At 71.4% G+C, this 12,123-nt stretch carries 10 protein-coding genes and 2 pseudogenes; 5 read left to right on the forward strand and 7 right to left on the reverse strand.

The genetic code is table 11. The annotated features are described in order from the left end of the window. Together CR470_RS29465 and CR470_RS29470 are read left to right on the forward strand one after the other, a co-directional pair. Positions 1-609, forward strand: a pseudogene (locus tag CR470_RS29465) (glycosyltransferase 87 family protein); the annotation flags it as partial. Between the two features lie 237 nt (positions 610-846). After that, complete coding sequence (locus CR470_RS29470) at positions 847-1,302, forward strand: SRPBCC family protein (RefSeq protein WP_097870544.1); 456 nt, start codon at positions 847-849, stop codon at positions 1,300-1,302. A gap of 66 nt (positions 1,303-1,368) precedes the next feature. Here the strand turns inward: CR470_RS29470 and CR470_RS29475 are convergent, their stop codons facing one another. The 4 genes from CR470_RS29475 to CR470_RS29490 all read right to left on the reverse strand — a co-directional run bounded on the left by CR470_RS29475 (position 1,369) and on the right by CR470_RS29490 (position 5,320). Further along, entirely contained in the window at positions 1,369-2,529 is a 1,161-nt protein-coding gene (locus CR470_RS29475; protein ID WP_097870545.1) for a hypothetical protein, read from the reverse strand. Beyond that, positions 2,511-3,248 carry an ABC transporter ATP-binding protein gene (locus tag CR470_RS29480; RefSeq protein WP_097870552.1) on the reverse strand — a complete coding sequence of 246 codons (738 nt, stop codon included), beginning with the start codon at positions 3,246-3,248 and terminating at the stop codon, positions 2,511-2,513. Before CR470_RS29480 ends, CR470_RS29475 begins: the two co-directional genes overlap by 19 nt. 216 nt (positions 3,249-3,464) lie before the next feature. Continuing rightward, entirely contained in the window at positions 3,465-4,844 is a 1,380-nt protein-coding gene (locus CR470_RS29485; protein ID WP_097870546.1) for an aspartate aminotransferase family protein, read from the reverse strand. Then, the gene (locus tag CR470_RS29490; RefSeq protein ID WP_007452460.1) at positions 4,829-5,320 is read right to left on the reverse strand and encodes an Lrp/AsnC family transcriptional regulator; all 492 of its coding nucleotides are present in this window, start codon (positions 5,318-5,320) and stop codon (positions 4,829-4,831) included. The genes CR470_RS29485 and CR470_RS29490 overlap by 16 nt, the downstream gene beginning before the upstream one ends. Positions 5,321-5,497: 177 nt before the next feature. Here CR470_RS29490 and CR470_RS29495 point away from each other — a divergent pair, with 177 nt between their 5' ends. Continuing rightward, the gene (locus tag CR470_RS29495; protein ID WP_097870547.1) at positions 5,498-6,937 is read left to right on the forward strand and encodes a gamma-aminobutyraldehyde dehydrogenase; all 1,440 of its coding nucleotides are present in this window, start codon (positions 5,498-5,500) and stop codon (positions 6,935-6,937) included. Positions 6,938-7,104: 167 nt separating this feature from the next. Further along, positions 7,105-8,268, forward strand: a complete 1,164-nt coding sequence (locus tag CR470_RS29500) for a polyamine ABC transporter substrate-binding protein (protein WP_097870548.1) — start codon at positions 7,105-7,107, stop codon at positions 8,266-8,268. 123 nt (positions 8,269-8,391) lie between these two features. Here the strand turns inward: CR470_RS29500 and CR470_RS29505 are convergent, their stop codons facing one another. From CR470_RS29505 to CR470_RS29515, 3 genes are all read right to left on the reverse strand, one after another. After that, a complete protein-coding gene (locus tag CR470_RS29505; RefSeq protein WP_097870549.1) occupies positions 8,392-9,189 on the reverse strand; it encodes an SAM-dependent methyltransferase in 798 nt (265 codons plus the stop codon). Between the two features lie 98 nt (positions 9,190-9,287). Beyond that, positions 9,288-10,001 (reverse strand): glycerophosphodiester phosphodiesterase, encoded by a 714-nt coding sequence (locus CR470_RS29510; RefSeq protein WP_097870550.1) that lies wholly within the window; start codon positions 9,999-10,001, stop codon positions 9,288-9,290. Between the two features lie 22 nt (positions 10,002-10,023). After that, the gene (locus tag CR470_RS29515) at positions 10,024-11,058 is read right to left on the reverse strand and encodes an adenosine deaminase (protein ID WP_097870551.1); all 1,035 of its coding nucleotides are present in this window, start codon (positions 11,056-11,058) and stop codon (positions 10,024-10,026) included. Between the two features lie 192 nt (positions 11,059-11,250). On the opposite strand from CR470_RS29515, the pseudogene CR470_RS29525 reads away from it, so the two are divergent. Continuing rightward, positions 11,251-12,005: pseudogene (locus tag CR470_RS29525) on the forward strand (DUF4190 domain-containing protein). The last annotated feature ends 118 nt before the right edge of the window (positions 12,006-12,123 follow it).

A 12,123-nucleotide genomic window follows, 5' to 3' on the forward strand; every position in this document is an offset into this window, starting at 1 on the left:
GCCCTCAAGTGGACCGCGTGGCCGGCGGTGCCGGTGGCCCTCGCCCTGCTCGCCACGGCTCCTGGGGGCGACGGCCGCCGGGGGAGCCGCGCCGCCCTGCGCTGCGGGCTCGTCGCCCTGCTCACCGCCGCCACACTCGTCCTGCCCGCCGCACTGCGCGACCCGGGAGCCTTCCGGACCCATGTCGTCGACTTCCCCCTCGGGCTCAGCGGAGCGGTCTCGTCCGCCGCGAGCCCGCTCCCCGGCCATCTGTTCGCCACCCAGGTCCCCGGCGGCCGGACCCTGGCCCTGCTGCTGCTCGGGGTGAGCGCTCTCCTCCTCGCCGTCTCCCTGCTGGTCCGGCCCCCGGTGACGGCGGCGGCCGCCGCCGCGCGGCTCGCGCTCGGACTGCTTCTGGCCATCGCGTTCATGCCCGCGACCCGGTTCGGCTATCTGGTGCACCCGTTGGTCCTCGCGGCCTGGGCCCTCGCCCGACCACCACTCGCCCACCCCTTCCGCGTACGGGAAGGGGTGCGCGAACGCGTACGCGAGCCCTCGTACGCGGAATCGTGCGCCAACGGAAGCAGGCCTTCCGACGACGCGTCGCCGCACCCTCGTGGTGACCGATGACCTCCCACCGCGTCAGGGTGGCGTCGAGACCTTCGTCCATGTCCTGACCAGCCGGGCCCCACGGGCTCCGTCGTCGAGGCATGGGAGGCGGGAGCGCGCGTACGACACGCTCGCCGGACCGCTGACCCCGTGACCGGCGTGGCACGGGGGCGGCGAGCCGGGCAAGCTGGAGGCGGACAATCCCGCGGCCTCCGACCCGGCCCCGCGGGACGGCCGGATCGGACAAGGACCGTGATCATGACCGGTGGCACCCGCGAGGGCATCGACCTCACCCGCGTCCTGCACGCCCCTCAGCAGCGGGTCTTCGCCGCCTGGACCTCACCGGAGGACTTCGCCGCCTGGTACGGGGGCGAGGCGGACGTCCCCCTCGACCGGGTGGCCATGGACGTGCGGCCCGGCGGCACGTGGAGCCTGGTCATCATGATGCCGGGCGTGGAGATGCCCTTCCACGGGATCTACCGCGAGGTGAGCGAGCCCGACGGGCTCGTCTTCACGCTTCTGGACGCCTCCGCGCCCGAGGACGCCGAGGGTGAGATCGTCACCGTCACCTTCAGCGACCTCGGAGACGGGACCACCGAGCTGGCGTTCCAGCAGCGCGGCGGCAACCTCACCCCCGAGCAGTACGCGGCGGCGGAGGACGGCTGGGAGGCCTTCTTCGACGCCCTGGCCGCCCGGCTCGCCACCCACCCCTGAGACTCGCCACCCACCCCTCGGACCGCCGGGGCACCCGTCCCCGTGCCTCCGGGAACGGCCGGCGGTTCACTTCGTCAGCGGAAGCGCCGCCAACTCCGCGATCACCCAGGTCAGCGGGGCGAACAGGGCCAGCAGCGCACCCGCCCGCAGCGCCGTCGCCCGGCGCAGCGTGGCGGTCGGAGCGCCCATCCTGAGCAGTGCCTCGACCGTGTGGGCGCGGGCGTGCTTGGCCTCCAGCGCCGAGGTCAGCAGCGTCGCCGTCGTACAGCCGAGGACCAGCGCCGCGCCGAGTGCGGTGAGCGGGCCGTACGGTCGCTCGTCGCCCCCGTACAGCGCCGAGGCGGCGATCGCCGCTGACAGCACCGCGCAGACGACCCCGAGCGGGCGGCCGATCCGGCGCGCCTCGTTCATCAGGACCCGCCCCGCCAGCAGCCGTACGGCCCCGGGGCGCACCGCCTGCAGCACCCGCCCGCACAGGTGGGTCAGGCTCGGTCCTGCCATCGCCAGGCCGGCCGCGGTGAGCGTCCACCCGATCAGCACCGCCACCGGGGTGGAGTCGTACCGTCCGGGCAGCGGGAACGCGCTCCCGGTCGCGCCCCGTGAGGCGACCGCCTCGACGGCGAGCCCGGCGGCGACCAGCGCGACGCCCCAGGGGAGCCCGGCCGGAGCCAGGGCGGGCTCCGGCAGCTCCTCGGAGCCGAAGGCGTCCCGGGCCGGGTCGGGACGCGAGCGCAGCGCCAGCGCGCTCGCCGTCGACGCGGCCACCGGCACGAGCGCCAGCAGCATCAGCGCGGCGGCCAGCGGCAGCGGACTGCCCGCGCCGAGGAACTCCGCGGCGCCCCCGTCGAACGGCATCCCGGTGAGATCGCCGCGCAGGTGCAGGAAGAAGAGCAGGGCCACCATGGAGCCGAGCGTGGTGGAGACGGCTGTGGAGACCGCGGCCAGCGCGGACAGCCGGACCGGGCCGAGGCCCAGGGAGGAGAGGCCCGGCCGGGGCCGGGTGCTCGGGTCGGTCCGGGCCACCGCCACGGCGAACTGCACGGTGGCGGCCAGCGGGACGAAGCACCACAGCAGCCGCAGCACCGAACCGGCGGACGCGGGGTGCGCGGCGGCGTACCCGAGGGCGCACAGGAGGAGGAATCCGACGCCGGCCGATGCGGCGGCCACCAGCAGCCGCCGGACCAGGACGAGGGGATGCGAACCGCGGGCTAGACGGAGAGCGAGCACGCCGCGCGGCCCTCCGCTTCCGGTTCCGCGGGCAGGACGCCGGCGGCGACGCGGCGGCCGTCCAGCAGCGCCACGGTCCGGTCGGCGAGCGCGGCGACCTCGGCGTCGTGCGTGGCCAGCACCACGGTGATGCCGTGCGAGCGGGCCGCCGTGGTCAGGGTGCGCAGCACCTGGGTGCGGTCCGCGCGGTGCAGGGTCGCGGTGGGCTCGTCGGCGAAGATCACGGTCGGCTGTGCGGCGAGGGCCCGGGCCACGGAGATCCGCTGGCGCTGTGCCTGGAGCAGGGCGTGCGGCCGCTTCTTGGCGAAGGCGGCGATGTCCAGGCGCTCCAGCCACTCGGTGGCGGCCTTCCTGGCGGCCCGGTGCGAGACGCCGCGCAGCAGCAGGGGCAGCGCGGCGTTCTCCCAGACGGTCAGCTCCGGGACCAGCTCCGGATCCGACGCGATCCAGCCGAAGCGCTCCCGGCGCAGCTGTTCGCGGACCCGGGGGGCCATGGTGTGGACGGGGACGCTGTTGAACCACACCTCGCCCTGCTGGGGCACCAGCCGGCCCGAGAGGCAGTGCAGCAGCGTGGTCTTCCCGCTGCCGCGCGGCCCGGTCACAGCGAGGATCTCGGCGTCCCGGGCACCGAGGGAGACACCGCCGAGACCGGGCGATCCGTTGTGGGAGTGGTGCAGGGAACGCGCCCAGATCACGTCGTTGTCCGGCGGGGCCACCATGGCGTACACCTCGGTTCAGGTCAGATTTCCTGTTCCCCCGTACGAGGGAACGAAGACGCGGCCGATCGGTCACTCGGCACCGTAGAGAGGCGGACCGGTGTGGGCGCACAGCACGCGGCCCGGATACGCCCCTTCTCACTCGAAGGGGCGTATCCGGGCCGGAGAACCGTATGAAATGACCGCCGGTGGGTGATCAGCCGGTGGGCCTGGTGTCGGTCAGAGCTTCGTCCAGGCCTCCGTGAGCACGGCCCGCAGGATGGACTCGATCTCGTCGAACGTCGACTGGTCGGAGATCAGCGGCGGGGCGAGCTGGACGACCGGGTCGCCGCGGTCGTCGGCCCGGCAGTACAGGCCGTTCTCGTACAGCGCCTTGGAGAGGAAGCCGTACAGGACGCGCTCGGTCTCCTCGTCGGTGAACGTCTCCTTGGTGACCTTGTCCTTCACCAGCTCGATGCCGTAGAAGAACCCGTTGCCGCGGACGTCGCCGACGATCGGCAGGTCGTGCAGCTTCTGCAGCGTCGTCAGGAAGGCGTTCTCGTTGTCCAGCACGTGCTGGGTGAGGTTCTCGCGCTCGAAGATGTCGAGGTTGGCGAGGCCCACCGCGGCGGAGACCGGGTGGCCGCCGAAGGTGTAGCCGTGCAGGAAGGTGTTGCCGCCCTCGTAGAACGGCTCCGCGATCCGGTCCGAGACGATGCAGGCGCCGATCGGGGAGTAGCCCGAGGTCATGCCCTTCGCGCAGGTGATCATGTCCGGCACGTAGCCAAACTTGTCGCACGCGAAGATGGTGCCGAGCCGGCCGAAGGCGCAGATGACCTCGTCGGAGACGAGCAGCACGTCGTACTTGTCGCAGATCTCGCGGACCCGCTGGAAGTAGCCGGGCGGCGGCGGGAAGCAGCCGCCCGCGTTCTGCACGGGCTCCAGGAAGACGGCCGCGACGGTCTCGGGGCCCTCGAAGAGGATCTCCTGCTCGATCTGGTCGGCGGCCCAGCGGCCGAAGGCCACCGGGTCGTCGCCGAACAGCGGGGCGCGGTAGATGTTGGTGTTCGGCACCTTGTGCGCGCCGGGGACCAGCGGCTCGAAGGGGGCCTTCAGGGCCGGGAGGCCGGTGATGGACAGCGCGCCCTGCGGGGTGCCGTGGTAGGCGACGGCACGCGAGATGACCTTGTACTTGGTCGGCTGGCCCTTGAGCTTGAAGTACTGCTTGGCCAGCTTCCAGGCGGTCTCGACGGCCTCGCCGCCACCGGTGGTGAAGAAGACCTTGTTGAGGTCGCCCGGGGCGTAGTCGGCGAGACGCTCGGCCAGCTCCACGGCCTTCGGGTGGGCGTAGGACCACACCGGGAAGAAGGCGAGCTCCTGTGCCTGCTTGTACGCCGTCTCGGCGAGCTCGTGACGACCGTGACCGGCGTTGACCACGAACAGGCCGGAGAGACCGTCCAGGTAGCGCTTGCCCTTGTCGTCGAAGATGTACGTTCCCTCGCCACGCACGATGGTGGGAACGGGCGCGTTCTCGTAGTCCGACATGCGGGTGAAGTGCATCCACAGGTGGTCGTACGCGGTTCGGCTGAGGTCCTTGCTCACGGCTATCGGGTTCCCCACATATAGGTCTGCTTCTTGAGCTTGAGGTAGACGAAGCTCTCGGTGGAGCGCACTCCGGGAAGGGTCCGGATGCGTTTGTTGATCATCTCCAGCAGGTGGTCGTCGTCCTCGCAGACGATCTCCACCATCAGGTCGAAGGAGCCCGCGGTCATCACCACGTACTCGCACTCGGCCATGGCCGACAGGGCTTCGGCCACCGGGTCGAGGTCGCCCTCGACGTTGATGCCGACCATCGCCTGGCGCCGGAACCCCACGGTGAGCGGGTCCGTGACGGCGACGATCTGCATCACGCCCTGGTCGAGCAGCTTCTGGACGCGCTGGCGCACAGCCGCTTCGGAGAGGCCGACGGCCTTGCCGATCGCGGCGTACGGACGCCGTCCGTCCTCCTGGAGCTGCTCGATGATTGCGAGGGAGACGGCATCGACCGCTGGCGGTGATCCGTTCCCGGTCCTGGAGTCTGCGCTGCGACTGGCCACGCACCCACCATGCACCGCTCCTCGTCTGTCTCGCAACCCCGGATCGATGAAATTCGTTGTCTGGGTGCCCGGATCTAACTGAATCCGAAGTTGAGGGCGAGTGGGTATGTCGAAAGCGTCACCGGAACGATTAGGGTGGTCATCTCACCCATCGGACAGCCGACAGGAGGGGTGGTTGTGACCACCGAGGTGCGCCGTCTGCGCAACTACATCAACGGAGAGTTCCGGGACGCCGCGGACGGGCGGACCATCGATGTGGTCAGCCCGGTGACGGAAGAGGTCTACGCAACCTCGCCGCTCTCCGGCCAGGCCGACGTCGATGCCGCCATGAAGGCCGCCGCGGCGGCCTTCCCCGCTTGGCGTGACACCACGCCCGCCGAGCGCCAGAAGGCCCTGCTGAAGATCGCGGACGCCTTCGAGGAGCGGGCCGAGGACCTGATCGCCGCCGAGTCGGAGAACACCGGCAAGCCGCTCGGTCTGACCCGCAGCGAAGAGATCCCGCCGATGGTGGACCAGATCCGCTTCTTCGCGGGGGCCGCACGACTCCTCGAAGGCCGCTCGGCCGGCGAGTACATGGAGGGCCTGACCTCCATCATCCGCCGCGAGCCGGTCGGTGTCTGCGCCCAGGTCGCCCCGTGGAACTACCCGATGATGATGGCCGTATGGAAGTTCGCCCCCGCGCTCGCCGCGGGCAACACGGTCGTCATCAAGCCGTCCGACACCACCCCGGCGTCGACCGTGCTGATGGCCGAGATCATGGGCCAGATCCTCCCCAAGGGCGTCTTCAACGTCCTGTGCGGAGACCGGGACACCGGCCGCGCCATGGTCGAGCACCCGACCCCGGCGATGGCCTCCATCACCGGTTCGGTACGGGCGGGCATGCAGGTCGCCGAGTCCGCGGCCAAGGACGTCAAGCGGGTCCACCTGGAGCTCGGCGGCAAGGCGCCCGTCGTGGTCTTCGACGACGCCGACATCGCCAAGACCGTTGCCGGCGTCTCCGAGGCCGGCTTCTTCAACGCGGGCCAGGACTGCACGGCCGCCACCCGTGTCCTGGTCCACGAGTCGATCCACGACCAGTTCGTCGCGGCGCTCGCCAAGGCCGCAGCCGACACGAAGACCGGGCAGCCGGACGACGAGGACGTGGCGTACGGCCCGCTCAACAACGCCAACCAGCTGAAGCAGGTCACCGGCTTCATCGAGCGGCTTCCCGCCCACGCCAAGGTCGAGGCGGGCGGCCACCGGGTCGGTGACAAGGGCTACTTCTACGCCCCGACCGTCGTCTCCGGTCTGAAGCAGGACGACGAGATCATCCAGAACGAGGTCTTCGGACCCGTCATCACCGTCCAGTCCTTCACCGACGAGGAGCAGGCCGTCGCGTACGCCAACGGCGTCGAGTACGCGCTCGCCTCCTCGGTGTGGACGCAGAACCACTCCCGCGCCATGCGCATGTCCAAGAACCTCGACTTCGGCTGCGTGTGGATCAACACCCACATCCCGCTGGTCGCCGAGATGCCGCACGGCGGGTTCAAGAAGTCCGGCTACGGCAAGGACCTCTCCGCCTACGGCTTCGAGGACTACACCCGCATCAAGCACGTCATGACGTCCATCGAGGACTGACCCTCTCGTTGACGCCGTGCACGGCCCCGGGCTTCGGCCCGGGGCCGTTTCCGTCGCCCTCTGTACAAGGTGTGCGGGGCGGGCCCGCCCCGCTGGACGCTTGGTCCATTGTCCGCGCGAGCGCCGACCGGCATTCTGCGCGGGTGCGAGCGATCAGGAAGAACCCCATGTCCCGCCGTTCCCTGCTGCGCGCCCTCGGGGCGGGAGCGGCCGGCGCCACGCTGGCCGGCTGCGGGGTGCCCGCGGCCTACGTCGAGCCCGGGGACCGGGCCGGACGCGACAGCTCCGCCACCGATCTCACGCTGCACTTCGCCAACTGGCCGCTCTACATCGACACCGACGACGACAACGAGTCGAAGCGGCCCACCCTGGACGCCTTCTCGGAGCGGACCGGGATCTCCGTCACGTACACCGAGGAGATCAACGACAACGACGAGTTCTTCGGGAAGATCAGCCCCGCGCTGATGAACCACCAGGAGACCGGCCGGGACCTGATCGTCATCAGCGACTGGATGGCCGCCCGCTTCGTCCGGCTCGGCTGGGTCCAGGAGATGGACCGCGCGAGGCAGCCCAACGTCGCCACGTACCTCGACCCGCTGCTGCGTGACCCCGCCTTCGACGAGGGACGGCTCCACAGCGTCCCCTGGCAGTCCGGGATCACCGGCATCGCCTACAACCGCAGGAAGCTCGGCCGCGAGGTCCGGTCCACCGCCGACCTGTGGGCGGACGACCTCCGGGGCCGGGTCACCCTGCTCTCCGGGCTCGACGAGTCGTTCGCCCTGCTGATGCAGGGCAACGGCGTCGACATCACCCGCTGGACGGCCGACGACTTCCACGAGATCTGCGAGCAGACGCAGAAGCGGGTCCGCTCGCAGCACATCCGCCGCTTCACCGGCAACGACTACATCAAGGACCTCGCCACCGGCGACGTGCTCGCCTGCCAGGCGTACTCCGGCGACGTCATCCAGCTCCAGGCCGACAACCCCGACATCGAGTTCGTCGTCCCCGAGGAGGGCGCGGAACTGTGGGCGGAGTCCCTGATGATCCCCAACCTGGCCCGCCACAAGCGCAACGCCGAGCGGCTGATCGACCACTACTACGACCCCGAGGTCGCCGCCGAACTCGCCACCTGGGTCAACTACGTCTGCCCCGTGCCCGCCGCCCGGGACGTCCTGGCCTCCGCCAAGGACGAGGAGACGGCCGCACTCGCCGAGGACCCGCTGATCTTCCCCGACGGCGCGATGCGCGAGCGGCTCGCCATCGCACGCGACATCACCTCCGAGGAGCGGATGGGCTTCGCCAAGAAGTGGAACTCCATCGTCGGCTTGTGAAGCGCGACATCGCCGGAGGCGCGGGGGCAGGCGGCCACCGCGATCCCGGTGCCCGTCCCGGCGGGCGCCGGACGCTCCCGGCCCGCGGCCCGCGCAGCCGTGCCGACTCGCCCGGGAAGCGCATCAGGGCTTCCGGGCCACCACCCCGAACTGGGCGACCTCCGGCTCCCGCGGGTTCGTACGCCAGCGGGAGCAGGAGACGATCCCCGGCTCCAGGATCTCCAGACCGTCCAGGAAGGAGGCGCACTCCTCCCGGCCGCGCGCGGTGATGGGCGGTGTGGCGTTCTCGTTCCAGAAGCGCATCGCCGCCGTGTTGCCCTCGCCGCCCAGCTCCAGCGTCGGGTGGGTCAGCACCAGGTGGCTGCCCGAGGGCACGGCCGCCATCAGCGTCCGCACGACGGACCGCGCCTCGTCCGTGTCCAGCACGAAGTTCAGGATGCCGAGCATCATCACCGCGACCGGCCGCCCCAGGTCCAGGGTGGGCTCGGCGGCCCGCAGGATCTGCTCCGGGCGGTGCGCGTCCGCCTCGACGTACTCGGTCGCGCCCTCCAGCGAGCTGGTCAGCAGGGCACGGGCGTGGGCCAGCACGATGGGATCGTTGTCCACGTACACGATGCGCGCGTGCGGCGCGGTGTGCTGGGCGATCTCGTGGGTGTTGTTCCCGGTCGGCAGTCCGGTGCCGATGTCGAGGAACTGGTCGATGCCCACGTCGCCGGCCAGATGGCGCACCACCCGGCCGAGGAACGCCCGGTCCGCGCGCGCCACTTCACCGATGCTCGGGTACATCCCCGTCACCCGGTCGCCCACCGCCCGGTCCACCGGGTAGTTGTCCTTGCCGCCCAGCCAGTAGTTCCACACACGGGCGTTGTGCGCGACGTCGGAACGTATCCGGGCGGTGGCCGCCTGCGGTCGGGGGTCCATCACGTCTGCTCCTCCATCACATCTGCTCCTCGATGCCCAGGGCCCGGCGTCACGGTGCGGCGGCGGGCGGTGCGGGGCTCCCCATCATGCCGGACCGATCAAGAGCCGCCTCGGCCGGGCGAGTTGGCCAGCAGTCGGTGCAGCGTGTCGATCCGGTTGGTGGTGATCGAGTCGACGCCCCGCTCGACCAGCCGGCGCATCGTGCGCTTCGTGTCGGCTGTCCACGCGGAGACGAGCAGCCCGTCCCGGTGCGCCCGGTCCGTCAGCTCCCGGCTCACCAGGCCGAAGCGGTAGTTCAGCCAGCGCGGCCTCACCGCGGCCAGCAACTCCGGACGCGGCGGCGCCAGCGTGGTCCAGGTCAGGGCGATCTCGGCGGACGGATCGGCGGCGCGCACCCGCAGCATCGCGTCCGCGCTCGCGCAGTAGTACGCCCGCTCGCCCGCCCCGCACTCCCGGACCGTCCCGACGATCTTCTTCACCGAGGTGTCCGTGGAGCCGGGCAGATCCACCATCACCCGGTGCGCCCCGACGGCGAGCAGCGCCTCGCGGAGCGTGGGCACCCCGCCGCGCGTCAGCTCCTTCAGCTCCGCGAGGTCCAGCCGGTCCAGCCGCCGGTCGTGGCCCCACAGCCGCTCCAGCGTCGCGTCGTGCAGCAGGACGGGCACCCCGTCGCGGGTCACCCGCACATCGATCTCGACCGCGTCCGCCCCCCGTGCGAGGGCGGAGCGGATCGAGGGCAGGGTGTTCTCGCGCGCGAGATACGGATCGCCGCGATGTCCCACGGCGGTGACGCTGGTGACGGTGTTGGCCATGGGGCCATTGTCGACGACCGGGTCAGCGGCCGGGCGCCCGGAGCCAGTTCGTCGTGTAGGTGTCGATCTCCTCGGCCAGCTTCCGCTTGCCCGCCGGGTCGAGGAACGAGGCCTCCACGGCGTTCTTCGCGAGCTCCGCGATGCCACGCTCGTCGAGCTCCAGCAGCCGGGCGGCCACCGCGTACTCGTTGTTGAGGTCGGTGCTGAACATCGGCGGGTCGTCGCTGTTGACGGTCACCAGCACGCCCGCCGCCACCATCTCCCGGATCGGGTGCAGCTCGATGTCCGTGACCGCGCGGGTGGCGATGTTCGACGTCGGGCAGACCTCCAGCGCGATGCGGTGCTCGGCGAGGTGCTCCAGCAGCCTGGGGTCCTGGACGGAGGTGGTTCCGTGGCCGATGCGCTCGGCGCGCAGCGCGGTCAAGGCGTCCCAGATCGTCTGCGGCCCTGTGGTCTCCCCGGCGTGCGGCACCGAGTGCAGGCCCGCCGCGATGGCCTGGTCGAAGTAGGGCTTGAACTGGGGACGGTCCACCCCGATCTCCGGCCCGCCGAGGCCGAAGGAGACCAGTCCATCGGGCCGGTGCTCCAGCGCCAGCCGGACGGTCTCCTCGGCCGACCGGAGCCCGGCCTCGCCCGGAATGTCGAAGCACCAGCGCAGGACGACGCCCAGCTCGGCCTCGGCCGCCCGGCGGGCGTCCTCTATGGCCTCCATGAACGCGGCCTCGGGGATGCCCCGGCGGGTCGAGCTGTACGGGGTCACGGTCAGCTCCGCGTACCGGATGTTCTGCCGGGCCATGTCCCGCGCCACCTCGAAGGTGAGCAGCCGGATGTCCTCGGGGGTGCGGATCAGGTCCACCACCGAGAGGTAGACCTCGACGAAGTGCGCGAAGTCGGTGAAGGTGAAGTAGTCGGCCAGCGCCTCCGGGTCCGTGGGGACCTTGGAGTCCGGGTGGTGGGCGGCCAGCTCCGCGACGATCCGGGGCGAGGCCGACCCGACGTGGTGGACATGGAGTTCGGCCTTGGGCAGCCCGGCGATGAAGGGATGCGGATCGGTCATCAGAAATCTCCCGTTCGGCGTGACGTCGGCCGGGCGTACCGGCCCCACCGATCATCGCAGGCGGGGTCCGGGGCCGTCGGGCCTGGCCGTAGCATGACGGGACCACGATGGGGGAGGCCCATGTCAGACAACACAGAGCAGCCCGGGGGCGGGGCCGCGCCGCGCGATCCGTGGGCACCGCCGGACGGCAGGGTGGAACTGGGCAAGCCGGGTGCGCACACGCCGCCGCCCGCCCCGGTCCACAGCCAGCCGACCGTCACGTCGATGCCGAGTGCCGGGCCGGCCGCGGGGGACGGCACCGGGCCGATACCCCGGCCCGGAGGCTTCGGGCCCGCGCCCTCGGACGTACCGCCGCCGCCGATCGGCCCGAACCTGTCTCTTATACANTGTATAAGAGACAGGCGGGGGACGGCACCGGGCCGATACCCCGGCCCGGAGGCTTCGGGCCCGCGCCCTCGGACGTACCGCCGCCGCCGATCGGCCCGAACGGCCCCGGCCACGCGGCCCCGCCGTCGGCCCCCGCGCACTACGGCTACCCGGTTCCGCCTCCGCAGCCGTACGGCGGCTACCCGGGCTACGGCGCCTACGGAGCAGGTCCGGTCGGCTGGGTCCCCGCGCCCAACAACGGTCTGGGCACGGCCGCGATGGTGATCGGCATCATCTCGGTGGTCGGCTTCTGCATGTACGGCGTCAACATCATCCTCGGCATCCTCGCGCTGATCTTCGGCATCATCGGCCTCGGCCGTGCCAAGCGAGGCGAAGCCACCAACCGGGGCATGGCGCTCGCCGGGGTCATCCTCGGCTCCGTCGGGATCGTCGTCGGTGCCGCGGTCCTCGGCCTGTTCATCTGGGCCGCGACGAGCTCCGACAGCGACAGGGACAGCGACTACAACGACAGCTACGACGACCCGTTCGCCACGTCGCTGGTCGTCGAGGACCACCGCTAGGCCCGGTCGTCGAACTGCCGCATGCAGGGCGGCGTCCGGCACGCACGCAGGCTCGCTCGCGTGAATGCCGCGCGCCACCGGCCGGGCAGGGACCGCTTCCCGCCCGGCCGGGTGCCGT

The sequence above is a fragment of the Streptomyces sp. rh34 genome (assembly GCF_002551245.1).
Taxonomy (GTDB): domain Bacteria; phylum Actinomycetota; class Actinomycetes; order Streptomycetales; family Streptomycetaceae; genus Streptomyces.